The sequence below is a fragment of the Candidatus Pelagibacter bacterium nBUS_29 genome, from assembly GCF_051200905.1.
In the GTDB taxonomy this organism is placed as follows: Bacteria; Pseudomonadota; Alphaproteobacteria; order Pelagibacterales; family Pelagibacteraceae; genus Pelagibacter.
The window spans coordinates 144,369-171,277 of the sequence record NZ_CP172843.1 but is presented as its reverse complement, the minus strand read 5'-3'; the positions used below and the strand labels follow the sequence as shown (position 1 = coordinate 171,277).

The following is a 26,909-nucleotide window of genomic DNA, read 5'->3' as shown; positions in this document are numbered from 1 at the left end:
ATGTCAGAACTTAATAAAATAGCTTTAAAAATTCTTTCAAACGGTAAAGGTATACTTGCTGCAGACGAAAGTAATGGAACTATGACTAAAAGATTGGACTCAGTAAACATTCAATCAACAGCAGAAAACAGACTTCTTTTCAGAGAAACACTTTTTACAGCAGACAGCATGAAAGACTGTATTGGTGGCGTTATTTTATATGATGAAACAATCAATCAAATATCAAATGGAGGAAAAACAATCCCCTTTATTATCTCAGACACAGGAGCTGTTCCAGGAATTAAAGTAGACACTGGTGCAAAAGTTTTGGCAAATTCATTAGATGAAAAAGTTACTGAGGGTTTAGATGGTCTAAGAGAAAGATTAAAAAAATATTATGAACTTGGAGCAAGATTTACAAAGTGGAGAGGTGTTTATAATATTGAAGAAAAAAGCCCCAGTAAACTTGCAATTAGCTCAAATGCACATGCTCTGGCAAGATATTCAGCTTTGGTCCAAGAGAGTGGAATGGTTCCAATTGTTGAACCAGAAGTCTTAATGGATGGTGAACACTCAGCAGAAGACTGTTTAACAAAAACATCTGAAGTAATTCAAAAATGTTTTGAAGAACTTATTGTTCACAAAATTGATCTAACAGGAATAATTTTAAAACCAAATATGATTCTGGCAGGAAATAAATCAAAAAATAAAATCTCGAATGAAGAAGTTTCTTTTAAAACACTTGAATGTCTTAAAAAATCTGTTCCAAATGAAGTACCTGGAATTGCTTTTTTATCAGGAGGTCAATCTGAAATAGAGGCAACAGAAAACTTAAACCTAATCAATAAAAATAATGATACTAATTTCATAATGACATACTCTTATGGAAGAGCTCTACAACAAAGTGCGCTAAAATTTTGGTCAAAAGATATTAAAGATATTAAAGGAACTCAAAATATTTTTAATCATAGAGCAAAAATGAATACTTTAGCAGCCCAAGGTAAATGGTCTAGCGAACTTGAGAATAAGTAAAAAAAAATTTATTTATCTTATTTCCCCAAACAAAGTGTACCCTCACTTTTATCAGGATTTAAAAAAAGTATTAAAAACTGGCAAGGTAAGTCTATTTCAATTGAGGCTTAAAAAATACTCATTCAAACAAAAAATTATAATTGGGAAAAAAATCAATCAAATTTGTAAAAAGAATGGGGTAAAATTTTTAGTAAATGATGACCCCATACTTTCAAAAAAACTTAATGCTGATGGTTGTCATTTAGGGCAAAAAGATATGAGTTTAAGTGAGGCAAGAAAAATAGTTGGAAATAAAATTATAGGAGTCACTTGTCATAACTCTATTAAATTAGCTAAAGTAGCTATCAAAGAAAAGGCTAGTTATATTGCCTTTGGTGCTTTTTTTTCCACTACAACGAAAAAAGTGGAGTTTAAGGCTTCATCAAAGATTTTAAATAAAGTAAAAAAGTTAACCAAAACCCCCGTAGTTGCTATTGGAGGAATAAATTTTAATAATTATAAAAAACTGTTATTGAACAATGCTAATTTATTAGCTATCTCAGGTTACGTTTGGAATAATAAAAAATATAAACCTTTAGAAACTATAGAAAAACTTAAATGAAAATTAATGCAGGAGAAATAAGAGTAGGAATGCTTTTAGAATATAAAAATGATTTATGGCAAGTCCTAAAGACTCAACACGTGAAACCAGGTAAAGGTGGAGCATTTGCTCAAGTAGAAATGAAAAGTGTAGGTAAAAACACAAAATTAAATGAGAGATTTAGATCTAGTGAAACTGTTGAAAAAGCATCACTAGATGAGACAATATTTAATTATTTGTATGATGATGAAAATAATTATTTTTTTATGGATCCCAAAACATTTGAACAGATTGAATTAAAAAAAAATATTATTGGAGAAAAAGGAAAGTTAATGACTGAAAATCTTGAGGTCTCAGTAAGTTTTTATAATGACAGTCCAATTTCAGTTGAACTGCCAAATCAAGTAAAATGTAAAATTGAAACAACAGATGTTGCTCTTAAAGGTCAAACAGTTTCGTCATCCTACAAACCTGCTACTTTAAATAATGGTTTAAATATTCAGGTTCCACCTTTTATAGATTCTGGTGATGAAGTTATCGTTGATACTAGAACACTTGAATATATCAAAAAAATATAATTGAAATGATTTCTATATCAGCAAACCTTAACATAATGATCAAAGCTGCAGAAAAAGCATCAAAGTCTGTTATCAGAGATTTTGGTGAAGTTGAAAAATTACAGGTATCTAAAAAAGGACCTTATGATTTTGTTACAAAAACTGATAAACATGTAGAAAAAATTTTGATTGAAGAATTGTCAAAAATAAAAAAAAATTACTCTTTTATAACTGAAGAAACTGGAATAATTAATAACACTGATAAAGATAATATTTGGATTATTGACCCAATCGATGGGACAACAAACTTCTTACACGGAATACCCCACTTTGCAATTTGTATTGCCCTTAAATCCAAAGATGAAATTGTTAGCGGTTTAGTCTTTGACCCAATTAAAGATGAAATGTTTTTTGCTGAAAAAGACAAAGGAGCTTTTATGAATAATCAAAGACTCAGAGTTTCCAAAAAAAACTCTATTGATGATTGTTTATTTTCAAGTAATCATGAAGGTGTTAAATTTAGCAACTTAAACATGAGATATAGCGGATGTGCTGCACTAGATTTAGCTTACGTTGCTTCAGGCAGGCTAGATGGTTTTTTTCATAATAAGATTAACCTTTGGGATATCGCAGCTGGAGATATATTAGTCAAAGAAGCAGGAGGAATAGTAAACGATATTCATAAATTTGATGTAAATAAGATTGATGTTAAGGCTTCGAGTGCCGCAATTAATGACAAAATGTTGGAAAATTTAGTTAACTTTTAATTGTGTTATAAAATTCTTTTGCTATAAGTCTCGATATGAAAAAAGACATACATCCAAACTACCATATAATTAAAGTCGAAATGACTGATGGAACTCAATTTGAAACTAAATCAACTTGGGGTGCTGAAGGTGATTTACTTAAATTAGAAATTGATCCAAAATCTCATTCTGCATGGACAGGTGGAAAACAAAAGTTAATGGATAAAGGTAGAATAAGTAAATTTAATAAAAAATTCCAAAACTTTAAATCAGATAAAAAAAATTAAATGTCAAACGCACCTTTAATGCCAATGGCTACGGCTGTTTGGTTAGTTGAAAATACAACACTCACTTTTAAACAAATTGCAAATTTCTGTAACTTGCATGAAGTTGAGGTTCAAGGAATAGCTGACGGTGAAGTTGCGAAAGGAATTAAAGCATATAACCCAATAATCTCTGGACAGCTGTCTAGAGAAGAAATTGAATTATCATCTAAAGATGAAAATAGACCTTTGCTAATCAAAAGTATAGATATTGAAATTTCTAATAGCGAAAAAAAAATTAAAAAATATGTGCCTTTATCTAAAAGACAAGATAAACCAGATTCTGCGCTATGGTTAATCAGACAGCATAACATGCTTAAAGACTCGCAAATTGCAAAACTAGTTGGAATAACAAAAAATTCGGTTACTTCGATAAGAAATAAAAGCTATTGGAACTATAATAATCTAAATCCAAAAGATCCTGTTGCCTTAAACTTATTCAGTCAAAAAGATCTAGTAGAAGCCTTAGAAAAGGCTGAAAGAAGAATAAAAAGAGAAAAAAAAGAAAAAGAAAAAGCAAAAAAAGCAAAAGAAGTTTCAAACATTGAATAAATTTAATAGACATCAAAATTTTATAGTGATAATCACTCACATTTAAAAATATTTATGAAAATAGAAGTTAAAGATAATAACATTGAACAAGCACTTAGAGTTCTTAAAAGAAAACTACAGCGTGATGGTTTTTTTAAAGTTATAAAATTAAAAAATACTTACGAAAAACCTTCTGAGAAAAAGAAAAGAATTTTACAAGAAAATATTAAAAGAGTTAAAAAGTTAAATAAACTTAAAAATAGAATTTAAGTATACCGCGGGGTGGAGCAGTCTGGTAGCTCGTCAGGCTCATAACCTGAAGGTCGGCGGTTCAAATCCGTCCCCCGCAACCAATTCCAAACTAGATTTTAAAATTAGACTTTTTGCTGTCTATTAAAAAAGCTTTAACTGTTTCTTTTGTAAGTTGATTAAATGATTTTCCAAAGTTTTCTATTTTTTCAATAATTGCTGGTGGAACAGTAATTATATGACAACCTAATTGTTTAGCTTGTAGATAATTATAAGGCTCTCGAACACTAGCCCATAGTATCTCAACATTCTTAAATCTTTTAGCTAATTTAATACTTTTAACAAATTCTGATAATGGATCTTTACCTGCATCACCTGCTCTGCCTGCAAAAATAGAAATAATCACTTTTGTTTTTTTATTAATTAATTTTAAAATTTTTTCTGTTTGTTTTGCGGTGTAAACAGCCGTTATGTTAAGTTTTATATTTTGATTATTTAATTCTTTAATAATACGACCCATAAATTTACCTTTAGAATTTGCAACTGGTACCTTTACATAAACATTTTTCCCCCAAGTATTAATTTTGATTGCTTGAATTTTCATTTCCTCATATTCATCAGCAAATACTTCAAGAGAAACTGGTTTATTATTACAAATTTTAAGAATTTTTTTTGAATAAGATTTGTAATCTTTTGCTCCAGCTTTTCTCATTAAGCTAGGATTGGTCGTAAACCCTTTAACAATCCTTTTTTTATCAAATTTTTTAATTTGATCTAATTCTGCAATGTCACAAAATATTTTAGTATTCAAATTTATACCTATAGATTTTTAGTAATATCCTCTGTCATTTTTTTTGCGTCAGCAAATAACATTAAAGTATTTTCTTTGTAAAATAGATCATTATCAATTCCAGCGTATCCCGGCGATAAACTACGTTTAACAAATAATACTGACTTGCACTTTTCAACATCAAGAACTGGCATACCATAAATTGGACTTTGGGGATCTGTTTTAGCAACAGGATTAGTTACATCATTTGCACCTATTACAAAAGCTACATCCGCATTTGCAAAATCATTATTAATCTCCTCTAGCTCAAATACTTCATCATATGGAACATTTGCCTCTGCAAGTAAAACATTCATATGTCCTGGCATACGCCCTGCAACAGGATGTATTGCATATGAAACCTTTATGTCATTTTTTTTCAACGTATCAACCATCTCTCTTAAAGCATGTTGTGCTTGAGCAACTGCCATACCATAACCTGGAACTATAATTACTGAAGATGCATTTTTCATTAAAAAAGCAGCATCATCGGCATTTCCACTTTTAACCGGTCTTTGCTCTTTATTTTGAGAGGAAGAAGATTGTTCGGTTGCACCAAATCCACCTAATATAACATTAAAGAATGATCTATTCATTCCTTTGCACATTATGTAAGATAAAATTGCCCCTGAAGATCCAACTAATGCTCCTGTAATTATGAGTGCAGTATTTTCAAGAGTAAACCCAATACCTGCTGCAGCCCAACCTGAATATGAATTTAGCATCGAAATTACCACAGGCATGTCTGCACCTCCAATTGGAATGATTAATAAAAAACCAATTAAAAATGATACTGATAATAAAATCCAAAATAAATTAGAAGATTGAGTGGAACAAAGTAGGTAAGTCAATACAATTATTGAAATTAAAATCAAAGCATTAAGTGGATGCTGGCCTTTGAAAATAATAGGTGATCCTGACATTATTCCTTGAAGTTTTAAAAAAGCAATAATTGATCCTGAAAAAGTTATTGCACCAACTGCTGCTCCAATTGACATTTCTATTAAACTTCCAAGCTTAATATTACCTGGAGATCCTAAATTAAAAGCTTCTGGATTTAAAAAAGCGGCTATTGCAACAAAAACAGCTGCAAGACCAACCAAGCTGTGAAAGCCAGCTACTAATTCTGGCATTGCTGTCATTGGAATTTTATAAGCAATAAAAGCACCTATTAATCCCCCCACTAAAAGAAAAATTAAAACAACCACAAATCCAGTTGAAAAAATTCCAATAGATAAAAATGTAACCGTGATTGCAATAATCATGCCCAAAATTCCAAAAAAATTTCCTTGTCTAGATGTTTCTGGCGAAGAAAGTCCTCTTAAGGCAAGAATAAATAATACTCCTGAAATTAGATAAAATATTGCTGATAAATTTGCTGATAACATTATTTATCCTTTTTCTTTTTTTTATACATTGCAAGCATTCTTTGAGTTACTAGAAAACCACCAAAAATATTAATTGCTGCCAATGATATTGCTAAGAAACCAAAGATACTTGAAGCGTTGAATATAGTATCAGAATTTCCTGCCAACCCCGCAATAATTGCACCAACAATAATCACTGATGAAATCGCGTTGGTAACGGACATTAAAGGAGTATGAAGTGATGGGGTTACACTCCAAACCACATAATATCCTATAAAAATTGAGAGGATAAAGATACTTAATCTAAATATAAATGGGTCTATTTCCATAATTCTATTGTATTAAAGTTTTCTCAATTATCTCGTCTTCTAAATTTATATTTATTTTTTTATTTTCTTTATCATATAAATTTGAAACAAAATTAAATACATTTTTTGCATATAAATTAGATGCTGAAGTTGGAAGTTTGTTTAAAATATTACTTTCCCCCATTATTTTAACTCCATTTTTATCAACAATTTCATCAACTTTAGTGTGTGCTGTATTTCCACCTTGAATGGCTGCTAAATCATATATTATCGAACCAGAATTCATATTATTAATCATATCTTCTTTAATGATCACTGGTGCTTTTTTTCCAGGAATTAAAGCTGTACAAATTACAATATCAATTTTTTTTAATGTCTCTGACAATAATTCTTCTTGTTTCTTTTTAAAATCATCTGATGCTTCTTTTGCATATCCTCCTTCAGTCTCTAAACTTTCTGCACCCTCAACTGTTAAAAATTTTCCCCCTAAACTTTCAACTTGTTCTTTTGAGGCCATTCTAACATCAGTTGCAAATACAATTGCGCCCATTCTTTTCGCAGTTGCAATTGCTTGTAGTCCAGCAACACCTGCACCAACAACTAATACTTTTGCTGCAGGTATAGTTCCTGCTGCAGTCATCATCATTGGAATTGCTTTTTCAAAATGAGCAAATGACTTTACTACTGCTTTATATCCAGCAAGATTTGCCTGTGAAGATAATATATCCATAGATTGAGCTCTTGTTATTCTTGGAAGTAGTTCAAGCGAAAAGATATTTATTTTTTTTTTAACTAAATTATCTATTTTATCTTTATTATTATATGGGTTTAAAACACCAATAAATGTTTGATTTTCTTTAAGTAAAGAACTTTTATCATCATCTAATAAACCTAATTGAACAATAATATCTGTGCTAGCTATGATTTTTTTTTCATCATTTGAAATTGATACTCCTAAGTCTTTATACTCTTCATCTTTGATTCCAAGATGACTTCCATAATTTTCAGATAAGAAAACCTCAAGACCAAGGGATATATATTTTTTTGCAATCTCAGGCGTTATTGCTATTCTTTTTTCAATTATTTGATTTTCTAAAATTGAGGCAATTTTCATACATTTATCTTACAGTAAGAATATTGCCATTAAAACTAAAACACCAATAACTGCGACGGTTCCCCACAAGACAAATTTTGTAAAATTGTTCCAGGTATTTTTATGGTTTTCATTGTCCATAAAAAATTATTTCTGTCTTGCTTTAAATTTTGGATTAGTTTTATTAATAACGTAGACACGACCTCTTCTTCTAACTAGTTTAGAATTAAGATCTCTTTTTTTAATAGACTTTAATGAGCTTTTTATTTTCATAATTTTTAACTCTTCATAAACGATGTTACATAATCTTTCAAATCTATTTTTCCATATTTATTAATAATTGTTTGATTATTTGATATTTTTGTTAATGCTGACGCATATCGCTCACCTGGCCTAGGTTTTAAGTAAGTTATTTTAGTTTTGAACATTTTAGCAAGATCTTTGATAGAATAAGATTTTTTATGACTGATGCTATAATGAAGGCACTTATTTTTACTCCATGCTTCAATACAAGTATTAATGGTATCATCAATATGAGTAAATCTTCTTGTCTGCGTTCCAGGTCTAACAACTGTTAAAGGTTTATTTTTTTTATATTGATCTTCAAAAATTCCCACCACAGTTGACATATCACCTACTTTGATTTGACCAGGTCCATAGACATTATAAAAATAAATAACTTCAAATTTAAAATTAAACCATTTTCTTAAATTTTCTAGCAATTCTAAATTTTTAGATTTTGTAAAAGCATAAGGAGATAAATTTTTATCATTTCCTTTATTACCAAGTGAAGCTGAAGTTGCTGAATAAATAAGTTTAATATTGTGTTCAAGACAAAATTTAAACACAGCATTCGAGCCCATAGAATTTGATTTAAAACATTCATTAAATTTTTTAAAACTTTGATAAATTCTTGCAAATTCTCCAAAATGAAAAATTGAGTGAATTTGTTTTTTTAAATGTTTTAAATGTTTTGAAATTTCAAAAGTTTCTGCTTTTAAATACTTAACTCTATTATTTTTAATATGATTTTTTTTATTACCTGATGAATAATTGTCTAGACTTATAATTCTTTTATTTGTTTTTTTTAAAAGGGATTTAATTAAATTAGAGCCAATAAATCCAGCACCACCAGTTACAATTATGAGATTTTTCATTTTAGATATGCCTGGCAATGTCCTACTCTTCCGTGTCTTAAGACAAAGTACCATTGGCGCTGAAAGGCTTGACTTCCGAGTTCGGTATGGGATCGGGTATTGCCCTTTCGCAATAATCACCAGGCAGTTTCTATTAGCAGTAAAAATAGATTTTGTAAAGTTCCTTATTTTGTTAAGTAATAAAATAATTAATTATAGTTGTTAATAGATATTTTTAAGTTAGATCATTTATTTATTTAAAAAGAATAGATTTTTTGAGTTTAATTGATATTTATCCAAATAATTTATTTTTTTTGTTCAATAAATACATGGTCAACAATATCACTATTTGGATTATAGCTTTTTACTGTATTTCTTAAAAATTGATGAATTTCTTCAACCTTACCTTTTTGAATTAATAATCTTAAATTCTCAAGATTTTGCTCTAATTCGACCCAAGGTATAAATGGATCTTTAGCTCTTTGAATTTTAGAATGTTTAGTTGGCTGGGGATCATCACCCAACATCAATTCTTCAAAAAGTTTTTCACCTGGACGCAATCCTATAATCTTAATTGCTATATCACCATCTGGATTATCATCATCTTGAACGGATAAGCCTGACAATATGATAATTTTATAAATGAGATCTTTTATTTTAATTGACTTACCCATGTCTAACACAAATACATCTGAACCTTCTGCAATAGCTCCAGCCTGTATAACAAGCTCTGCTGCTTCAGGAATTGTCATAAAATACCGCGTCACATCTGGATGTGTAAGTGTTACAGGCCCACCGTCTCGAATCTGTTTTTTAAATTTAGGTATTACTGAGCCAGATGAGTCAAGTACGTTGCCAAATCGAACCATGCATAACTTTATTTTTTGGTCTTTTAAATTATTAAAAAGAGCTTGAAGACATAATTCTGCAAGACGTTTGCTAACACCCATTATATTTGTTGAGCGTACAGCTTTATCACTTGAAATTAATACAAAATCTGAAACATTATTATTAATTGCAGCTTTTGCTGCAACTAAAGTTCCAAAAATATTGTTTTTTAAACCTTCACAAATATTTTCTTCTACAAGAGGAACATGCTTATATGCTGCCGCATGATACATTGTATTAGGCATATATGTTTTTAATATTTCATTAATTCTAACTTCGTCTTGAACTGAGGCAATTAATGAAATAATTTTCACTTTTTTTAAGTTATTTTTTAATTTTATATCTTCAAGTTCCACATTAATTTTATAAAGAGAATATTCGCTTATTTCGATAAGTATAAGTTTTTTAGGATTAAGTTTAATTATTTGACGACATAACTCTGATCCGATAGATCCCCCAGCCCCAGTAACTAAAACAGTTTTTGAGTAAATATTTTTACTTAATAGTTCAGCATCAGGTGCAACCATTTCTCGACCTAAGATATCCACAATATCTAAATCTCTGATATCAGATATAGTCACATTTCCTTCAACTAGGTCAGTAACAGTCGGAAGTGTCCTAACAATAACCTTGTGATTGTGTATCTTTTTTATAATTTCCATTCGTTTACTTCTATTAACTGAAGGAATAGCAAGAAGTATATAAGAAACATTTTTAACTTGAATTAAACTGGCAAGATCATCAGGAGAATAAATATTTTGTCCTTTTAAAACCTGGCTCTCCAATAACTTGTCATCATCAACAAAACCAACAACCTTCATTTCATTGCTATTTTCTAAAGCTGCCAAAACCTGTCTACCTGCACTTCCAGCTCCATAAATCAATACTTTTGGCAATGATGAAATTTTAAATTTGCTCTCATAAATACCACCCAAAAAAAATCTGGCAAATAATCTTGATCCAGAAATAGTTAAGAAGAGAAGCATTGGTTGAATTATACCTATAGATCTTGGTACATTAACAATCCCATAAATAGTTACTATTGAAAAATAAATTAAACCATACACAATCAAAGAAAATAAAATAGAAATTAGTGATGATTTTCCAGAGTGACGAAAAATAGTTCTATATAAGCCAGATAACCAAAATATTGGCAATGCTATAAATATAGACAATAACCCTACAAAAAGAACTTGTTCTTTCAAAGGAACAAACTGATCTAATCTTAAATAAAAAGATAACCAAACCGCAATAATACACAAAGAAGAGTCAACCAATAATACAATGGTCTGTTTAGCATATCGTGGTAAAGATAATATTGATTTCGAAAAAGTCTGAAATTTTTCTAACATAACATAATAACTTTAAATTTTATAAACAGTATTATCTAAAACATTATTAAAGATTTTTGAACCAATGCCAACTTTTACATTAGCCCCTATCTCAATACCTGGATGAACGGAAGTGCCAGTACCTATATGTGAAAATTTTCCTACTTTAACATTTCCAGATAAAGAACAATTAGGAGATATATGTACATAGTCCTCAATTTTACAATCATGATCTATAGAAGCAGATGTATTTATTATAACTCCATTACCAACTACTGAACCCGGGTTAATTACAGAATTTGCCATAACACAAATCCCATTACCTAATTTGGTATGTTTGCTAATAGTAGATCTTGGGTGAATTAAGTTTATTATATTTGCTCCAGACTTAATCAACCATTCTATTTTATCAAATCTAATTTTATTGTTACCTATTGCAACAAAAAAAGCATTGTATTTTTTTAAACTATCTTTGAGATAGTTTAAATTACCATGAATAGGAAAAAAAAATTCATCTTTTTTTAAATTTTCACTATCATCAAAAAAATCAACTATATTATAACCATTTAATTGTGCAATTTCTCCAACTACTTTTCCGTGACCTCCCGCACCAATAATAGCTATGTTTTTATTCATAAAATTTATTAAAATCTTGATATTGTTTTTTTTTTAAAATTACTAGTTTTACTGTTTCAAACAATATTTTTATATCAAGAAGAAAACTTACATTGGATACATAAAATAAATCTAATTTAATACTTTTTTTCCATAATTTAATTCCAGACTTATTAGGCGAAATTTGTGCTAAGCCAGTAATCCCTGGTTTAACTAAATGTCTTTTTTTTTCATAAACAGAGTATTTATCAAGATACTCTACTAAAAGTGGCCTTGGACCTATTAGACTCATCTTATTTTGAATAACATTGAATAATTGTGGCAATTCATCCAAACCTGTTTTTCTCAAAAAATCACCTAAGCTACTTTGTCTTTTTTTTTCTGGTGTGCCTGGTGGCGCATCATGTAAAGTTTTAAATTTATATAATACAAAAATCTTATTATTCAAACCAGGCCTTTTATGAAAAAAAATTGGAAAACCAATTTTGAGCCATACTAGAATAAATATTACAATCATTATAGGAAAGAAAATTAGAATAAGGCTTAGACACGATATAATGTCTAATATTCTTTTAAAATATGTATGATACATCCTTAAAGATATTTCTTAAAAACTTTCTTAATAATTTTAATTTCTTTTTTTATAATCGATATCGATTTATAAGGGTTTACAGCAAACATTATGCTAGTTTCTCCTAACAACTTAGCATTAGTTAGTCTTTTTTTTGGATAAACTTTTAATTTTTGAAAAATTTTTTCTCTATAAATTTCAGGACAAGATCCAACAAAACATTTAATTTTATTTTTATTAAGATCACTTATTATATCTTTCTGTTTTATTTTTTTTTTCTTTATATAAAAATTTAACCTGTAATATGAATGTTTACAAAGATTACATTTTTTATTTAAAATTAATGGACAATCATCACATCTATAATCAGGCTCTTCAAATAGACCACTTTCAAAAAATGAATTAAGATTTTTATAATATAAATTTGCAATTTCATTTCTTTTATAAATCTGACTATCTAAATTTTTAAGCTGATATCTGCCTAAGCTGGCTTGCATTTCAGTCATACGATAATTAGAACCCAAATAATCATGCAACCATTTAAAACCTGGTTTTTGTTTTTTGTTAAATACTTTTCTATAATCTTTGCCATGATCTTTATTCGACCAACATTTTTGCCAAATTTTTTTATCACTTGTTGAAATCATGCCTCCTTCACCACCAGTAGATATTATCTTATCTTGACAAAAAGACCATACTGATGCGTCACCAAAAGTTCCTACTGATTTACCTTTATATTTAGCACCATGAGCTTGCGAACAATCTTCAATTAATTTAAGTTTTTTTTTTTTGGCAAACTTTGTAATCGGATCTAAATCACAAGCTAATCCATTTAAATGAACAAGAATAATTGCTTTAACTTTTTTTCTATAAGCTTTTAAAATTCCTTTAATATTTAAATTTCCATTATGATCAACATCTGCAAAGATAGGTTTTAGCCCTAAATTTAATACACAACTTGCAGAAATAATAAAAGATCTAGGAGTTACTATTACCTCGTCTTGATAATTTAAATTCAATGCTCTAAGAGCAATTTCCAAGGCAACACTACCATTAGATACTGATATAGAATATTTTGTATTATGATATTTTGAAAATTCTTTTTCAAATTTTTTACATTCATTTCCAGTCCAATAATTTGTTTTATTATTTTTTAAAATATCTGAAACAGATTTAATTTGATGTCTATCGTACATCATAAATTTATCAATTTTTTTGCAGTTTTTTGAAAAATTTTTTCAGGATTATTTCTTTTTAATAATTTCATTTTATTTATTTTAGCTATTTTTAAAAAAAATTGATAATTTTTTTTAATAAAAATTAATTTTTTTTTAAAAATTAAAGGATCATTTTTGTTTACAAAAATAAATTTACCTCTATTTGCTTGTAGGTTTTCCTTGCTACCTATAACAAGAATTGGTTTATTTGCCATTAAATAATTGTTTAACTTATTAAGTTCGTATCCAAACAAAGGATACTTATCGTTAAACCCAAAGCTAACAACTAAACAATTCATTTTGATTAAAATTGAATGAAGATTTTTGTACTCAATATGTGGATAAAATTTACAATTTGATAAATTAGAAAATTTTTTTTCTAAATATTTTTTAAGAGAACCATCACCAAAAAAATGAAAAACAAAAGATTTATCTTTTATTTGTGAAATTAATTTTAAAAGTTCATCTAGATAATTATCAAAACCAAAATTTCCAGCATAACAAACGTTAAATTTGGATTTATCAATATTAATATGAAAATTTTTGTGATTAACAAATAAACTTTTGTTTACTGGAAATGTTGAGGCAAAAGTTTTTTTGTTTAAAAATCCTCTATATCTAATATATTCTTTAACTCTAGGTATCAGGCTTATTATTAAATCACTATTATAAATACCATATTTTTCAATAATACTTAAAATTAATATGAATGGGTTATATTTAGAAAATTTTCCAGTAGTGTATAAAAAATAAGGCCAAAAATCTCTCATTTCAAAAACTAGCTTGGCTTTAAATTTTTTTTTAAGATAAACACCATTCAAAATTGTAAATAATGAAAGAGAAGATATATATATTATATCTGGTTTAAAATTAATTAAATTATAATTAAAGTTAAAAACACGAAATTCAAACTTAACCCAAGAAATAATTCTTTGAAAAGAATATTGAGAAAACTTTTTATCTTCTTTAATAAAAAAATAATTCACATTATCTATTTTTTTTTTACATATTCATTTTTAAATTTAATTTTTTTCAACGAATTACTACTAGTAATTGCAGATACTTTAAAATTATTTTTTTTAAAAATTTTTATTAAAACAGAAAGTCTTGATTCAAAACCATTTTGGCGCGTTGAAAGATATTTACTTATAAAAAGTATTTTTTTCATTATACAAATTAATTTTGTATATTATTATAACTATACTCATTAATTCTATTAATTGTCTTTTCAAAATCTAAATCAATCACATCTAAAAACCATTTAATACTTTGATATCTAGGTTTATTTTCCTTTTGAATTAGTTGTAAAGCTTCATCTCTTGATAAATCTCCTTCTCTTATTTGATTACTTCTAAATGTATCAAATTCTGTAAAACCTGCCAAAGTATAAAAAATATAATTATAAAATGGAGCTGCACCATCACCTATTCTCCAAGTTGACTCTGTATCTGGTGATTTTTCGAATTCATAAGTATTTAACAAAATATCGTTAAGTTCATCTTCATTCCATCTAAAATAATTGAATAAATAATAATAATCAGAATGTTTTCGTACACTTCTATTAAACTCACCAACTAAAGTATCAATAATTGATGAATTAAAATAAGAAAAATTTCCCATCATAACTTTCAATCTTTTAAATTGGTATTCAAATTGACTTAATAGGCCCTGATTATAGGTTTTCTTATTTAAAAAATTAGGTTTTACATCAAGAAAACCATGCTTAAAGTGAGTAATTTCAAATGGATTGTAAGACCATATATTCAAATCTATCTCATTTTGAGATTTAACTTTTTCTAAAAATCTATAAAAATGTTTGTCTCCAGCTGTAAATAAATTAACCATACCTAAATGCGGTTTTTTTAACCAAGCTAAAACATTCTTTCTAATATAAGATCTTTTCTTTTCAATGTTGTCTGCAATTATAATATTCTCAACATTTAATATAGAACAAATTCTACTTGTGTTTCTTCTTGCTAAATCTGTTACCAATCCCCAATCATAAGTAAACGTAATAGGTGATAGGCCAAGTTCTTTAACTGCTAAGTGAAGTCCATAACAACTATCTCTTCCACCTGAAAGAGGCAATATACATTTCACTTTATTTTTTTTATCTTTATATTTATTTAATATTTTTTTAAAGTTTTCTTTTCTTTCAATTGAAAATCCTTCGTATTTTTTTTTATAGTTTTGACAAAAATTACAAACGCCATTTTTATCAAAACTTATAAAAGGAAAATTTGATGGTAGTATACATTTTGTACATCTTTTTATAAGATTGATTTCATATTTTAATAATCTTTCATCTATAAAATTAGTTATTTCTGGAACAAGGTTTTTTCTTTGAATTTTATGATCCTCTACAACAGTTTTTTCTTTTGTTGCTGGTAAATCAATTATAATTGTTTCACTGATTTGTTCAATTTCCTCACAATCAGTTTCTTTAAGCGAAAAGGACTCGGAACTTAAGTATATATTTTTATTTTTTTTGCCCCAGTACAAACTGCCGTTATTGGTAAATAAAACTAATTTACCCTTATCAATAAGATGCACTACACATGAGGCGCTTCCTTTAATAATTGATAAAATAGATTTTACAACTATTTCTATGTCTTGGTTTTTATTTAGAAAATAATTAAATAATTCAACAATAATTTCGGTATCTACTTTTAGATCTTGTTTAAAGTTGTACTTATTAAATAACTCTTCAAAATTAGTTATAATCCCATTATGAAAAACGCATATATTATGTTTAAATAATGGTTGATTATCTAACATTGAATTGGTTACCAATCTGCTGTGTCCAATTGTAATTTTACTATTATGGTTTATTTTTTTTATCGATTTATTTAAATCATAATCAAATCTTTTAATTACATACTTGCCCTTTTCGTATTCAATATAACCAGAAGAATCCTTTCCTCTTTGTCTTGCGTTATTAGCTAATGATGACAAATCTTTTAAATTTACTTCTGATTTTGATATTATTCCAAAAATTCCACACATAAATTTTAAGTTAAACCAATAACATACATACCTTGGAAAATTGTTAAAAAAAGATACATACACAAAAGAAGTGACAAACACAAATAAGAACTTTTTTTTGTAAAATAAGAACTTATCATTAAGATTAAAGGTATCCCAACAACCATATTTATTCTTTCATACTGCCAATTTAATCCCATTACTAAAAAGGCTGGAGAAGAACATGCATGAAAGTATAAAAAAATGGCCACATTTTTAATCGGCTTTGGTAATTTTATATGGAAATTATAAAAATAGAAATATATATAAATTAAATTAACTACTAGCCATAAATATCTAAAGTCTCCGGCAACAATTCTGTGTTTAGCGCTAGACCATCCTAAAAAAAATAATCCATAACATGAAAATACAAAGAAAGATATTCCCATTGTTACTAATAAAAATTTTTTATTTTTAAATCTTTTATGAATATTTAAGTTTATTAACATCACAAGATAAATCATAAAATAAAACAACCCTGATTTATGGAGAAAAACTGAAATCAAAATGAAAAAAATTGATAAAAATTTTTTATCTTCTAACAATGCTGACAATGAGAAAAAAATAAATACCATGGTCCAGCCTTGTCTCATTGCACCAGATGTTGACATTATAATTGGATGGGTGTGTAAAATGACAATATAAATAAATAAAAAAATGATTGTAGAATTTTGGGCTTTGATTTTAAAAAAAGCTCTTAATAGTATCCCTGAAGAGAAAGCTAAAAAAAAACTTGTTAAATGAACTCCGATATGTAACTTGTTAATTGTCAATGTAGACAAATAAGACCCAAGTTTTTCACGTATAGATGGATAAATCAAATTACTTTGATAATATTCAGCATAATAATCATTTGAATAACCATAAAAACCTTCTCCTACATAAAAACCATAGGTTAAAGAAATAATTAATATAGATAATAAAGCTAAATGAGTATTAATTTTATTTTTTAGTAACATGAATGCTTAATGAAATAATTTAGACAAAATGTTATCTAAATTATAAATTTACCTCATTTAAAGTATTAATTATAAAGTGCTTTGAATAAAATATAAAGTAAATAAAATATTTAAGAACACTGTTTAAAGTTAAAATAATCAAATTATAAATTAAAATTTACATTTTTTAATTTTTTTTGTGAAAAGAACAAATATATTCATTTATAATTTTAAGCTCTACAAAATCTACTTTTACACCGGCTAATTCAAATATTTCAGCCGATTCACTTAATAACGTTTTTTTTTTAATTTTATATGAAAAAATTTTTAGAAATTTTTTAATACTGTTTTTTAAAAATTTTGGCAATAATCTTAAAATTTTGATGATTAATAAATAAAATAGTCCATCTTTTTGTTTTTTATAAAATTCAAGATAATAATTAATTCCACTTATAATGTCTGGTGTATTGTTGATGTTATCTAATTTATCAATTTTTAAACATGCATTATTCATTCTTATAATAAAATTCTTTCTTTCATCGTTAAATTTTTTTTCATACCACCAACTCCATATTGTATTTGATCGCTTAAGACTTGGACTCATGTCTCGTATTGGCTGATTTTCATCTGATCGTAGCCACATCAACTCAGGTATTATAGTAGATTTACCAGCATAATTAAGAAGAAACTCAAATTGTAATTCGTGCATTGAATAACATGAGTATTCTTTAGAAAAAATAGTTTGTGCAGCTATTTTCCAAATATTTGATCTTGTAATAGCATATGTATGAGATTGTTCATAATTTAAAAAATGTTTTTTTATTCTATCGTTAGGATTAGTGTCCAGATTATTATTTTGTTCATTTAAACGAGGATAAATATCATTTCCATAAACTAGGTTGTTTTTATAATCAAATCCTAAAACTCGACCGCAGCAAGAAATAATCTCAGATTTATCCTCCATTTTTTTTATACAAGTGTTCAAAGCTGAGGGAATATAGAAATCGTCATCACATCCCAATAATACATAGTCAGTTTTAATTAAATTGATTGCTGAAAGAATTCTTTCATAATAACCAATAGGATTGTGATAATAAGTTATATTTTTTTCAAACTTATTTAAAATTTTAACATCTACACTAAATTTACTACCATCTAAAATTATAATTGATATTTTTTTTCCTGACCAATATTGCATGCACCTGATTGCAAATATTTGTCTTTTATAAGTTGGTATTATGATGGTTAATTTTTCTAACAAAGGAAAAAAAGAATTATTCATCTAATTTTTTTTCTGATAAAATTTTATAATTATCTTTTTATATTTTGTAAATATAAATTTGATACTCCAAGTATATATGGTGGATCAAAAGGATTATCTGGTAAAGCTCCAAATTTAAGTAAATGCCTTTTTCCATATTCATCTGCAATTTTTTCTGCTAGTTGACGAACTGTTATTGGAATTCCTGAACATATATTAAAAGCTCCATTTTGATCACTTAAAATTACATCTACAATCATTTTAGAAGCATCATAAACATCTAAATAATCACGAACTTGGTTTCCGTGGGTAAGTTTTGCAATTTCATCATTTTGTAATTTAGAATGCAAATAAGGTACCAGTCTACGAGGGTCTTCTCCCTCTCCATAAAGATAAAATAGACGACACCAACTAAATTCAATATTAAAATTGGAAAGTATATGTGAAAGAGAAACGTAAAGAGCTGTTTTTGCATCTGAATATGGGGTTGTTGGTTTAAGGGGAGTATCCACTGTAATAGTCCCTGCTGATAAATCATATTCAAAACAAGTGCCTACTCCTACAATTTTTTTTATACCTGCTTTAATCGCACCTTTTGCAAGATTTAAGGATCCAATTAAACATTCTAAGTTCTTAGGTGATTTTTGGTATTTTAAAGGCTCTGTATACCACGCAAGATGAACTATTATATCAATATCCTGACACTGTTCTGTCCACCAATCTACACTTTCTGAAAAAAGATCATTTGTAGTAATTACTCTTTTAATATTTTTAAATTTATCAAACTGTTTTTCTTTTCCAGATCTAACAACAATTGTTAATTCTAAATTTGTATCATTTAAAAAATGAAGAACTTGCCTACCCACAAAACCTGTAACACCTGTTATAAGAACCTGTTTCATAAAATCTTTAATTTAGGGACTATAATTACAAATTTTGTTTTATTTTTTTTTTAATAATATTCTTTTTTATTATTTCTGATGCAATATTCCATGGTAAAATCAAAATATAATCAGCTCTAGATCTGTAAAGTTGATTAGGTGGCAATATTGGAATGTGACTACCAGGCATAAATCGTCCCTGCTTTGCTTTAGCTGCATCGTACACACAAGATATTAAATCTTTTTTTATTCCTGCATAATTTAATAAGGTATTTCCTTTTGCTGCAGCTCCATAAGCAACTACTTTTTTATTTTTATTTTTTTGTTTAATCAGAAATTCCACTAAATCATTTTTGATCTTTTCTGCACGTGGTTTAAAATTCAAATAGGTAGTTAATTTCTGCAAACCTTGTTTTTTTTCTTCTTTTAATATCCTTTCTACTAATTTTTCAGTTTTACGAGTATCATTATTATGACACCCATAAATACGCAAACTACCACCATGTGTCGGTAATTCCTCTACATTATATATTCGTAAACCTGATTTTTTAAATATCCTATTTACCGTATGAAGTGATAAATATGAGAAATGTTCATGGTAAATAGTATCAAACTGCGCCCCTTCTATCATTCGCATAATATGGGGGAACTCTATAGTAATAGTTCCTTTTGATTTTAGAATTTCTTTTAGACCTTTGGTAAAATCATTAATATCAGGAACATGTGCATAGACATTATTACCAATAATTAAATCAGCTTTCTTTCCTTTATAAGCCAATTGTCTTGATAAATTTTTTCCAAAAAAACTACGCAGCACTGGAATACCTAATTTTTCTGCAACTTTTGCTGTACTTGCGGTCGGCTCTATACCTAAGCAAGGAATATTTTTAACTAAAAAATTTTTTAATAAATATCCATCATTCGATGCAATTTCTATAACAAGGCTATCTTTATCGAGACTTAATTCTTTTATAATTTTATCTGCATAATTCTTAGCATGATTGAGCCAACCTGTTGATGTGCTAGAAAAATATGCATAATCTGAGGTAAATAATGCTTCAGCATTTGTATAATCTTCTGTCTGTACCAACCAACAATATTTGCAAACATATACCTTTAATGGAAAATAGATCTCTTGTTTTTTGAGATCATTTTTATTTAAATATGCATTAGATGGTGGCGCAAAACCTAGATCTAAAAAAATATGTTTTAAAGTTTTTTTACAATGGCGACAGTTCATTATATTATAAAGAAATTCCTGAAAAATTTTTATCTAAATTAATGATATTTTTATCTCGGTCAGATTGCTCAGTTATGGCTTTTGGCCACTGAATTGCAAGAACTGGGTCTAAAGCATTGAGTGCATGTTCTGCATCAATATTATAATCTGCAGTATGAAAATAAAGCATCTCACTATTATGTGTAAGAGTTTGAAATCCATGAGCAAATCCCTCTGGAATAAGAAAGCTTTGAAAAGAATTTTCTGATAATATGACAGAGTGATGCTGTAAAAAAGTTGGCGAGTCTTTTCTTAAATCTACAGCAACATCCCATACTTTACCTTTGAGACAAGAAATTATTTTTATTTCTGAAAATGGAGGGTGTTGAAAATGTAATCCACGAACAGTTCCTGCTTTTTTTGTAAATGTATGGTTAATTTGACAAATTGTTTTATTTTGAATTAAATGTTGAAAATTTTTTTGACAAAAAACTCTTTTGAATGAACCACGTTTGTCTTCAAAATTATCATGTTGAATAAGGTAGTTTTTTTTAAGTTTTGTTTCTAAAAATTTCATATTTCAAGTTATTTAATTTTTAATTGTTCTTCATAAGTGTTGATTTGATCTAAAGAGACTTTCATCATATTTTTTTTTTACGCAATGCTTGATACCATTCGATAGTTTTGTCTAATGAAACTTCAACATTCCATAAAGTTTTCCAACCTAGTTGCTTTTTAGCTTTTGAACTATCAAGTTTTAATAATTTTGTCTCATGAGGTTGTGCAATATCTTCTAGTTCAAAATTATACTCTCTAACATTAGAAGAAAGATAATCTATAATCCAAGCAACAGTTTTACTATCATTTTTTTCTGGTCCAAAATTCCATGCATGTTCGTATTCAGAACCTTGTGTTGATAATTTTTCAGCTAACATAAGATAACCACAAATTGGATCAAGAACATGTTGCCAAGGACGAATAGCATTAGGAGAGCGTATTCTTAAAGTTTGATTTTTATCTATTGCTCTAAAGAAATCAGGAATAAGCCTATCTGCAGCCCAATCACCTCCTCCTATTACATTACCAGCTCTCACACTACTTAGCTTAATATCGGTATTATAAAAAAAAGATTTTCGATAGGCTGTTGTAATTAATTCAGCACAAGCTTTACTACTTGAATAAGGGTCATGACCGCCAAGACGATCTGTTTCCGTATAAGCTCTATCCCATTCCTTATTTTCATAAACTTTGTCTGTAGTTATGTTAATAATGGCCTCAATAGAACTTATTTTTCTTGCAGCCTCTAGAACGTTTGCCGTACCAATTGTATTTATTTTAAAAGTTTCCATTGGGTTTCTATAAGACTCTCTTACTATTGGTTGAGCAGCCATATGTATGACAACTGAAGGTTTTGAATTTTCCATTGCTGTTGAAAGTTTTCTAAAATCAAGAATATTTCCAATTGTTGATTTGGATAAACAGCTTTCTATTTTTGTATCTGAAAAAAAATTAGGTATGGTAGTTGGTGAAAGAGAGTAACCGTAGACCTTTGATCCTAATTTTGACAACCATAAAGCTGTCCAACCACCTTTAAAACCTGTGTGACCAGTAAGAAAAACTTTTCGATTTTTCCAAAAATCAAAATTCATTACCAGATTTTCCAAGGAGCCTTGTCACTATTCCATAATTTATTTAACATTATTTTATCTCTTAAGGTGTCCATTGGCATCCAAAAACCTTGGTGTTTATAAGCAAAAAGCTCTCCATCTTTTGCAAGACTTGTGAGTGGTTCTTTTTCCCAAGTTGTTTGGTCATCCTTTATGTGCTCTACAATACTTGGATTAAGAATAAAAAACCCACCATTAATCCAACTACCGTCACCATCTGGTTTTTCCTCAAAATTATGCACTTGTTGATTGGTGCCAAACTGTAAAGCACCATATCTAGCTTGAGGACGTGTAGCAGTAACAGTTGCTAATTTATTATTTTTTTTGTGAAAAGTAATGGTTTCTGAAATATTAATATTTCCAACTCCATCTCCATAAGTGAAACAAAATGCATCTTCATTCTTGATATAACTATATACCCTCTTCAGACGTCCACCAGTCATAGTATTTTCTCCAGTATCAACTAATGTTACTTTCCATGGTTCTGCATTATTATGATGAACCTTCATATCATTATTCTCCATTGAAAAAGTTACATCTGACATGTGAAGAAAATAATTTTTGAAATATTCTTTGATTACATACCCTTTATACCCACAACAAATTATAAAATCATTAACACCATGTGCTGAATAAATTTTCATAATATGCCAAAGAATTGGTTTTCCACCAATCTCTACCATTGGCTTTGGTTTATTTTCTGTTTCTTCAGATAGTCGACTTCCTAAACCTCCCGCCAGTATTACCGCTTTCATAAAATTGCTCCTGACATTTCCTTAAATATTTGATTAGATTTATTGAGCTCATTATATCTACCTTCTGCTTGCAATTTACCCTGATCTAATACAAAAATATTATCACAATTCTTAACAGTACTCAAACGATGTGCAATAAGAATAATTGTAATCTTATCTCCCAAATTATGCATTGCATCCATTACTGCTTGTTCCGTTATGCTATCCAGTGCACTAGTAGACTCATCGAGTATTAGTAATTTTGGATTGTGGTAAAGTGCTCTCGCAATTCCAATTCTTTGCCTCTGACCACCAGACAACCTTACACCTCTTTCTCCAACTTTTGAATTATATCCTTCAAGCATTTCATTAATTACAAAATCGTGAAGATTTGCAATTTTTGATGCTCTCTCTACTGATTTTAGATCGATATTTTTTTCATTTACTCCAAATGCTATATTTTCTGCAACACTTGCATCGCTTAGATAAATTTGCTGGGGCACATAACCAATATTTTTTTGCCAAGATCTTTTATTTAAATGTGTAATAGGATTATTATCTACTTTGACCGTTCCTTCACTAGTATCAAGCAAACCTAGTATTATATCTACTAATGTAGTTTTTCCACTTCCAGTAGATCCCACAATACCTACTTTACTATTTACTGGAATAGTAAGATTAATTTTTTTTAAGGCTGGTTTATCTGAATTTGAGTAGTTAAAATTAATATTATTTAAAACAATAGATTTAGTAAATGGCAAAACTGATGTTTCTTGAACTTTTTTTTCATAAGACTGTAAATTTACTAAATCTTTATGTAACGAGTCCAACGTAGGTCCAATAAATCGCATTAAAATAAAAGCCCCATATATTATCTGCAATGATGGAATTAACCTATATCCAGCAAAAGCATAAAGTGCTAAAATTGGAAGAATATTAACAAAAGTATCACCTGAAGCCATCAAAACTAGTACCAAAATTATCATACCTCCAAAGGCAATAGCTTCGATAAAATATCTTGGTAATTGAGAAACTACAGCTGCCAAAGATTGATTTTTAGCATAAATCTTTGCAGATTTTGAAAAACGATTTATAAATTCATTTTCTAATCCTCTAACTTTAACTTCTTTAGCAGCTGAAAAAGCTTCTGATACTGTTGTGAAGCGGTCAGTATTTACTTTTGCTCGCTCTAAACCAATTCTTGAAAGAAGGTTTTTTAATAAAAAAAAAATCAACCCATATGTTGTACCTAAAACTAAACCAACATTGAGCGCCAACCCTAAATCGACTATAAGTAGTAGTGTTAATAATGCAATTATTGTTGCACCATGTACAATTACGTTAAGTATAGATAAAATTGTTTTATCAATAACTTCTTTAACATCTGACAAAATGTTTTTTCCAAGATCGGCACTATGTTTATTTAAAAACCATGCATAGGGTTGATGCAAGTATCCTTCAACTAAGTGTCTTCCGATTATATATTCCTGCATTAAGGTAAAATGCATTTGCCCATAAGTAGTGATTGCACGAAATGAAAGTGAAATAATGAGTAATATGAATACACTTACACCTAGAACAAAGAGAAATTCATTCAAATTATCAACACCTAAATTAGTTGTTAATTGATAAAGATAAGAAAGCAGCATATTGGTTTCAATCAACTCAGGATTTGTTAATACAGCAATAAAAGGTAAAATTGAAGCTACACCCATCATATCAAGAAGTGCCGTAGCAAAGATTAAAAGTAATAATGAAGCAGCTCTTTTTTTTTCAGAGGGATTTAATAAATTTAATATTTTTTTTAAAGTATTCAAATTATTCTATAAGATATTAATTCTAATTTAAATTTCTACCTATATTAATTTTAATTTAAAAAATTATCTTCTTATAAAAAAGTATAATGATTTAAGAACTCCAATTAAAAAATAGGTTATTTTAGCATAACTAGGAACTACCTTAATTGATAATTTAAATTTATCAATTATATTCGAACTTGATCTCATACTAAAAAATGTATGAAAGAAATATTTAAAACTTATTTTAGCAGGTACAATCTCCTCATTTAGCTTAACATAAGTAATGCTTGAAGGGCATATAAAAGAGGGATATCCAAACTTTTTTGACCTCATTGCAAATTCTTCATCATTTCCATAATGCTTAAATCTTATTGAGTCATAATTTCCAGTCACACTAAACATTTCAACAGGGTGGAGTAAGCAACGTCCTGGAAGAAAATCAACTTCTATGGGTTTTTTATTAGTAATATTTTTTAATTTCATGCCTTCAAAGGCATGTTTGGTAATATTTAAAAACCAACTTTTAACAATTGTTCCAGACCTTATAATTGTTTGGCCATCTTCCAAACTTACCGTCAGAGCTCCTGCTAATACTTTTCTGTTTTTAGACATAGAAAAATTTAATAATTCAATTACAGCCGTAGGTGATACTTCAGAGTCGTTACTAACTAAAAGGATCCAATCCTCTGGATTACATATTTTTAAAATATATTCTATTCCAAGGTGAAAACATCCTGCTGAAAATAATGAGCCTGATCCATATAATATTGTGATATTTGGAAAATTTTTTTTCAAATATTCACTAGTACCATCTGTAGAACCATCATCTACAACAATTATATTTAATTTTTGAAAATTTTTTTGTTTTTTTAAAGAAGCAAGACAGTTTAGGGTTAAATTTAACCTGTTATGAACAGCTACTACAACGTGTATCATAAATAAATTACTAATAATTTTTTTTTTATGAAATTATCTATTTCTTACTTTACTTTAATTGTAAATATTTCTTTTATTTGATTAAAATTATTTGGGTAGTAAATAATGCCTGATTTCATCATTTTTTGTAAATATTTTCTCATATGCAAGGTATTTTTATCAACTTTCAATAAATTTAAAAAAGAAAAAACTTTAATTTTTGGATATTTTTCACTAATTTTAGAAAGACTTAAACTCGATAAACCAAAAACATATTCAACTTTTCTTAATTTATAAAGTTCAATTGGAAATGGTTCCAAAATATAGCTCCATTTTTTTGAATAATTTACACATTCACTTAAATTAGATACAGGATGTTTTTTTATTATTATATTTAAATCAGCTTTATCTGCTAATTCAAAAATTTTTAATAATGTATGTTTAAATGATGTGCCATAAATTCTCTCTTCAAATGCATCAAAGTAAATAATATTCTTTTTTTTATTATTTCTCGGTATAGGTAAATCAAAAATAGGTTTTGGCATTTTATTTGTTTTTGAAATTTCTTTTATTTTCTTATCTCTTGGGAAAAAAAATATTTGTTCATACTTTTTATCATATAACATTTTTACATTAATATTTTTGTGTAAAATTTTTATAATAAATTTTTGAATTATTTCTTTTAATTTAGGTTTACCATTTGTAAATTTTCTTTGATAAAAATTAACAAAAGATATTTTTTTAGAATTTATTTTACTTAGAAAAATTGGAGCTACAAAATCATAGCTATAATTAAAAAAAATAACATCTTGATACCTAAAACTTAATATTTTTTTAGCATCTCTACTATGATTAAATCTAAAATACATTTTCAATATATTTATAGGATTTTTTAACCTAAGAGCTTGAAACTCATAGATTTTAACTCCAAAATCTTTTTTTAATTTTATCTTTTCTAAAAGATTAGTAAGTACTTTTCCTCCAGTAACAATAATAAAATATGTACCGTAAGGTGATTTTTTTAATATTTCAATAATTTCTGAAATTTCTGCAATTGATTGATAAAAGATTAATTTTTTTTTTGCCATAATAAACTTACTTTATGAAACAAATCTACTG

Annotated in this window: 30 protein-coding genes, 1 tRNA gene and 1 rRNA gene; 8 read left to right on the top strand and 24 right to left on the bottom strand. The window is 27.8% G+C overall.

Features of this window, described 5'->3' with window-relative positions; genetic code table 11:
- The 8 genes from ACIJYA_RS00885 to ACIJYA_RS00850 all read left to right on the top strand — a co-directional run bounded on the left by ACIJYA_RS00885 (position 1) and on the right by ACIJYA_RS00850 (position 4,101).
- Positions 1–1,011, top strand: a complete 1,011-nt coding sequence (locus ACIJYA_RS00885; RefSeq protein ID WP_435088604.1) for a class I fructose-bisphosphate aldolase — start codon at positions 1–3, stop codon at positions 1,009–1,011.
- Positions 998–1,612, top strand: a complete 615-nt coding sequence (thiE, locus tag ACIJYA_RS00880) for a thiamine phosphate synthase (protein WP_435088603.1) — start codon at positions 998–1,000, stop codon at positions 1,610–1,612. Before ACIJYA_RS00885 ends, thiE begins: the two co-directional genes overlap by 14 nt.
- Entirely contained in the window at positions 1,609–2,169 is a 561-nt protein-coding gene (efp, locus tag ACIJYA_RS00875) for an elongation factor P (RefSeq protein WP_435088602.1), read from the top strand. The genes thiE and efp overlap by 4 nt, the downstream gene beginning before the upstream one ends.
- Before the next feature lie 5 nt (positions 2,170–2,174).
- Positions 2,175–2,915, top strand: coding sequence for an inositol monophosphatase family protein (locus ACIJYA_RS00870; RefSeq protein ID WP_435088601.1), 741 nt, complete (start codon positions 2,175–2,177; stop codon positions 2,913–2,915).
- 35 nt (positions 2,916–2,950) lie between these two features.
- Complete coding sequence (gene rpmE, locus ACIJYA_RS00865; protein ID WP_435088600.1) at positions 2,951–3,181, top strand: 50S ribosomal protein L31; 231 nt, start codon at positions 2,951–2,953, stop codon at positions 3,179–3,181.
- Positions 3,182–3,769 (top strand): cell cycle transcriptional regulator TrcR, encoded by a 588-nt coding sequence (locus tag ACIJYA_RS00860; RefSeq protein WP_435088599.1) that lies wholly within the window; start codon positions 3,182–3,184, stop codon positions 3,767–3,769.
- Positions 3,770–3,823: 54 nt separating this feature from the next.
- Complete coding sequence (gene rpsU, locus ACIJYA_RS00855; RefSeq protein ID WP_008544401.1) at positions 3,824–4,018, top strand: 30S ribosomal protein S21; 195 nt, start codon at positions 3,824–3,826, stop codon at positions 4,016–4,018.
- Between the two features lie 6 nt (positions 4,019–4,024).
- A tRNA-Met gene (locus ACIJYA_RS00850) sits at positions 4,025–4,101 on the top strand.
- 8 nt (positions 4,102–4,109) lie between these two features.
- Here ACIJYA_RS00850 and ACIJYA_RS00845 read toward each other — a convergent pair.
- The 24 genes from ACIJYA_RS00845 to ACIJYA_RS00730 all read right to left on the bottom strand — a co-directional run bounded on the left by ACIJYA_RS00845 (position 4,110) and on the right by ACIJYA_RS00730 (position 26,878).
- The gene (locus ACIJYA_RS00845; RefSeq protein WP_435088598.1) at positions 4,110–4,808 is read right to left on the bottom strand and encodes a transaldolase family protein; all 699 of its coding nucleotides are present in this window, start codon (positions 4,806–4,808) and stop codon (positions 4,110–4,112) included.
- 8 nt (positions 4,809–4,816) lie between these two features.
- Complete coding sequence (locus tag ACIJYA_RS00840; protein WP_435088597.1) at positions 4,817–6,214, bottom strand: NAD(P)(+) transhydrogenase (Re/Si-specific) subunit beta; 1,398 nt, start codon at positions 6,212–6,214, stop codon at positions 4,817–4,819.
- Positions 6,214–6,522, bottom strand: coding sequence for a proton-translocating transhydrogenase family protein (locus tag ACIJYA_RS00835; RefSeq protein ID WP_435088596.1), 309 nt, complete (start codon positions 6,520–6,522; stop codon positions 6,214–6,216). The genes ACIJYA_RS00840 and ACIJYA_RS00835 overlap by 1 nt, the downstream gene beginning before the upstream one ends.
- A 4-nt stretch (positions 6,523–6,526) precedes the next feature.
- Complete coding sequence (locus tag ACIJYA_RS00830; protein WP_435088595.1) at positions 6,527–7,615, bottom strand: NAD(P) transhydrogenase subunit alpha; 1,089 nt, start codon at positions 7,613–7,615, stop codon at positions 6,527–6,529.
- Between the two features lie 9 nt (positions 7,616–7,624).
- A complete protein-coding gene (locus ACIJYA_RS00825) occupies positions 7,625–7,735 on the bottom strand; it encodes an aa3-type cytochrome c oxidase subunit IV (protein ID WP_297681801.1) in 111 nt (36 codons plus the stop codon).
- A gap of 6 nt (positions 7,736–7,741) precedes the next feature.
- Positions 7,742–7,867 carry a type B 50S ribosomal protein L36 gene (gene ykgO / locus ACIJYA_RS00820; RefSeq protein ID WP_008545413.1) on the bottom strand — a complete coding sequence of 42 codons (126 nt, stop codon included), beginning with the start codon at positions 7,865–7,867 and terminating at the stop codon, positions 7,742–7,744.
- Positions 7,868–7,872: 5 nt separating this feature from the next.
- Positions 7,873–8,751, bottom strand: a complete 879-nt coding sequence (locus ACIJYA_RS00815) for an NAD-dependent epimerase/dehydratase family protein (protein ID WP_435088594.1) — start codon at positions 8,749–8,751, stop codon at positions 7,873–7,875.
- Between the two features lie 9 nt (positions 8,752–8,760).
- A 5S ribosomal RNA gene (rrf, locus tag ACIJYA_RS00810) occupies positions 8,761–8,875 on the bottom strand.
- 160 nt (positions 8,876–9,035) lie between these two features.
- Positions 9,036–10,970, bottom strand: a complete 1,935-nt coding sequence (locus tag ACIJYA_RS00805; protein ID WP_435088593.1) for a polysaccharide biosynthesis protein — start codon at positions 10,968–10,970, stop codon at positions 9,036–9,038.
- A 12-nt stretch (positions 10,971–10,982) separates the two neighbouring features.
- Positions 10,983–11,585 carry an acetyltransferase gene (locus tag ACIJYA_RS00800; protein WP_435088592.1) on the bottom strand — a complete coding sequence of 201 codons (603 nt, stop codon included), beginning with the start codon at positions 11,583–11,585 and terminating at the stop codon, positions 10,983–10,985.
- Positions 11,578–12,156, bottom strand: a complete 579-nt coding sequence (locus ACIJYA_RS00795; RefSeq protein WP_435088591.1) for a sugar transferase — start codon at positions 12,154–12,156, stop codon at positions 11,578–11,580. Before ACIJYA_RS00795 ends, ACIJYA_RS00800 begins: the two co-directional genes overlap by 8 nt.
- Before the next feature lie 2 nt (positions 12,157–12,158).
- Entirely contained in the window at positions 12,159–13,334 is a 1,176-nt protein-coding gene (locus ACIJYA_RS00790) for a DegT/DnrJ/EryC1/StrS family aminotransferase (protein ID WP_435088590.1), read from the bottom strand.
- On the bottom strand, positions 13,331–14,338 hold the full coding sequence (locus ACIJYA_RS00785) for a hypothetical protein (protein ID WP_435088589.1): 1,008 nt from the start codon (positions 14,336–14,338) through the stop codon (positions 13,331–13,333). Before ACIJYA_RS00785 ends, ACIJYA_RS00790 begins: the two co-directional genes overlap by 4 nt.
- A gap of 190 nt (positions 14,339–14,528) precedes the next feature.
- Positions 14,529–16,358, bottom strand: a complete 1,830-nt coding sequence (locus ACIJYA_RS00780) for a glucosamine 6-phosphate synthetase (protein WP_435088588.1) — start codon at positions 16,356–16,358, stop codon at positions 14,529–14,531.
- Between the two features lie 5 nt (positions 16,359–16,363).
- Positions 16,364–17,335 carry an EpsG family protein gene (locus ACIJYA_RS00775; RefSeq protein ID WP_435088587.1) on the bottom strand — a complete coding sequence of 324 codons (972 nt, stop codon included), beginning with the start codon at positions 17,333–17,335 and terminating at the stop codon, positions 16,364–16,366.
- A 166-nt stretch (positions 17,336–17,501) separates the two neighbouring features.
- The gene (locus ACIJYA_RS00770; protein WP_435088586.1) at positions 17,502–18,596 is read right to left on the bottom strand and encodes a TIGR00180 family glycosyltransferase; all 1,095 of its coding nucleotides are present in this window, start codon (positions 18,594–18,596) and stop codon (positions 17,502–17,504) included.
- Between the two features lie 29 nt (positions 18,597–18,625).
- Entirely contained in the window at positions 18,626–19,477 is an 852-nt protein-coding gene (locus tag ACIJYA_RS00765; RefSeq protein WP_435088585.1) for an NAD-dependent epimerase/dehydratase family protein, read from the bottom strand.
- Between the two features lie 25 nt (positions 19,478–19,502).
- Positions 19,503–20,696 (bottom strand): class I SAM-dependent methyltransferase, encoded by a 1,194-nt coding sequence (locus ACIJYA_RS00760; RefSeq protein WP_435088584.1) that lies wholly within the window; start codon positions 20,694–20,696, stop codon positions 19,503–19,505.
- A 4-nt stretch (positions 20,697–20,700) separates the two neighbouring features.
- Positions 20,701–21,252, bottom strand: a complete 552-nt coding sequence (locus ACIJYA_RS00755) for a dTDP-4-dehydrorhamnose 3,5-epimerase family protein (protein WP_435088583.1) — start codon at positions 21,250–21,252, stop codon at positions 20,701–20,703.
- 64 nt (positions 21,253–21,316) lie between these two features.
- Complete coding sequence (gene rfbG, locus ACIJYA_RS00750; RefSeq protein ID WP_435088582.1) at positions 21,317–22,324, bottom strand: CDP-glucose 4,6-dehydratase; 1,008 nt, start codon at positions 22,322–22,324, stop codon at positions 21,317–21,319.
- Complete coding sequence (gene rfbF, locus ACIJYA_RS00745; protein ID WP_435088581.1) at positions 22,324–23,097, bottom strand: glucose-1-phosphate cytidylyltransferase; 774 nt, start codon at positions 23,095–23,097, stop codon at positions 22,324–22,326. The genes rfbG and rfbF overlap by 1 nt, the downstream gene beginning before the upstream one ends.
- Positions 23,094–24,893, bottom strand: a complete 1,800-nt coding sequence (locus ACIJYA_RS00740) for an ABC transporter ATP-binding protein (RefSeq protein ID WP_435088580.1) — start codon at positions 24,891–24,893, stop codon at positions 23,094–23,096. Before ACIJYA_RS00740 ends, rfbF begins: the two co-directional genes overlap by 4 nt.
- Before the next feature lie 63 nt (positions 24,894–24,956).
- A complete protein-coding gene (locus ACIJYA_RS00735; protein WP_435088579.1) occupies positions 24,957–25,811 on the bottom strand; it encodes a glycosyltransferase family 2 protein in 855 nt (284 codons plus the stop codon).
- Between the two features lie 44 nt (positions 25,812–25,855).
- A complete protein-coding gene (locus ACIJYA_RS00730; protein ID WP_435088578.1) occupies positions 25,856–26,878 on the bottom strand; it encodes a hypothetical protein in 1,023 nt (340 codons plus the stop codon).
- Positions 26,879–26,909: the final 31 nt, after the last annotated feature.

Coding starts and splice junctions, on each gene's coding strand:
- ACIJYA_RS00885 (WP_435088604.1), top strand. CDS start 1: ATGTCAGAACTTAATAAAATAGCTTTAAAAATTCTTTCAAACGGTAAA.
- efp (WP_435088602.1), top strand. CDS start 1,609: ATGAAAATTAATGCAGGAGAAATAAGAGTAGGAATGCTTTTAGAATAT.
- ACIJYA_RS00870 (WP_435088601.1), top strand. CDS start 2,175: ATGATTTCTATATCAGCAAACCTTAACATAATGATCAAAGCTGCAGAA.
- rpmE (WP_435088600.1), top strand. CDS start 2,951: ATGAAAAAAGACATACATCCAAACTACCATATAATTAAAGTCGAAATG.
- ACIJYA_RS00860 (WP_435088599.1), top strand. CDS start 3,182: ATGTCAAACGCACCTTTAATGCCAATGGCTACGGCTGTTTGGTTAGTT.
- rpsU (WP_008544401.1), top strand. CDS start 3,824: ATGAAAATAGAAGTTAAAGATAATAACATTGAACAAGCACTTAGAGTT.
- ACIJYA_RS00840 (WP_435088597.1), bottom strand. CDS start 6,214: ATGTTATCAGCAAATTTATCAGCAATATTTTATCTAATTTCAGGAGTA.
- ACIJYA_RS00835 (WP_435088596.1), bottom strand. CDS start 6,522: ATGGAAATAGACCCATTTATATTTAGATTAAGTATCTTTATCCTCTCA.
- ACIJYA_RS00830 (WP_435088595.1), bottom strand. CDS start 7,615: ATGAAAATTGCCTCAATTTTAGAAAATCAAATAATTGAAAAAAGAATA.
- ACIJYA_RS00825 (WP_297681801.1), bottom strand. CDS start 7,735: ATGGACAATGAAAACCATAAAAATACCTGGAACAATTTTACAAAATTT.
- ykgO (WP_008545413.1), bottom strand. CDS start 7,867: ATGAAAATAAAAAGCTCATTAAAGTCTATTAAAAAAAGAGATCTTAAT.
- ACIJYA_RS00815 (WP_435088594.1), bottom strand. CDS start 8,751: ATGAAAAATCTCATAATTGTAACTGGTGGTGCTGGATTTATTGGCTCT.
- ACIJYA_RS00805 (WP_435088593.1), bottom strand. CDS start 10,970: ATGTTAGAAAAATTTCAGACTTTTTCGAAATCAATATTATCTTTACCA.
- ACIJYA_RS00800 (WP_435088592.1), bottom strand. CDS start 11,585: ATGAATAAAAACATAGCTATTATTGGTGCGGGAGGTCACGGAAAAGTA.
- ACIJYA_RS00795 (WP_435088591.1), bottom strand. CDS start 12,156: ATGTATCATACATATTTTAAAAGAATATTAGACATTATATCGTGTCTA.
- ACIJYA_RS00790 (WP_435088590.1), bottom strand. CDS start 13,334: ATGATGTACGATAGACATCAAATTAAATCTGTTTCAGATATTTTAAAA.
- ACIJYA_RS00780 (WP_435088588.1), bottom strand. CDS start 16,358: ATGTGTGGAATTTTTGGAATAATATCAAAATCAGAAGTAAATTTAAAA.
- ACIJYA_RS00775 (WP_435088587.1), bottom strand. CDS start 17,335: ATGTTACTAAAAAATAAAATTAATACTCATTTAGCTTTATTATCTATA.
- ACIJYA_RS00770 (WP_435088586.1), bottom strand. CDS start 18,596: ATGAATAATTCTTTTTTTCCTTTGTTAGAAAAATTAACCATCATAATA.
- ACIJYA_RS00765 (WP_435088585.1), bottom strand. CDS start 19,477: ATGAAACAGGTTCTTATAACAGGTGTTACAGGTTTTGTGGGTAGGCAA.
- ACIJYA_RS00760 (WP_435088584.1), bottom strand. CDS start 20,696: ATGAACTGTCGCCATTGTAAAAAAACTTTAAAACATATTTTTTTAGAT.
- ACIJYA_RS00755 (WP_435088583.1), bottom strand. CDS start 21,252: ATGAAATTTTTAGAAACAAAACTTAAAAAAAACTACCTTATTCAACAT.
- rfbG (WP_435088582.1), bottom strand. CDS start 22,324: ATGAATTTTGATTTTTGGAAAAATCGAAAAGTTTTTCTTACTGGTCAC.
- rfbF (WP_435088581.1), bottom strand. CDS start 23,097: ATGAAAGCGGTAATACTGGCGGGAGGTTTAGGAAGTCGACTATCTGAA.
- ACIJYA_RS00735 (WP_435088579.1), bottom strand. CDS start 25,811: ATGATACACGTTGTAGTAGCTGTTCATAACAGGTTAAATTTAACCCTA.
- ACIJYA_RS00730 (WP_435088578.1), bottom strand. CDS start 26,878: ATGGCAAAAAAAAAATTAATCTTTTATCAATCAATTGCAGAAATTTCA.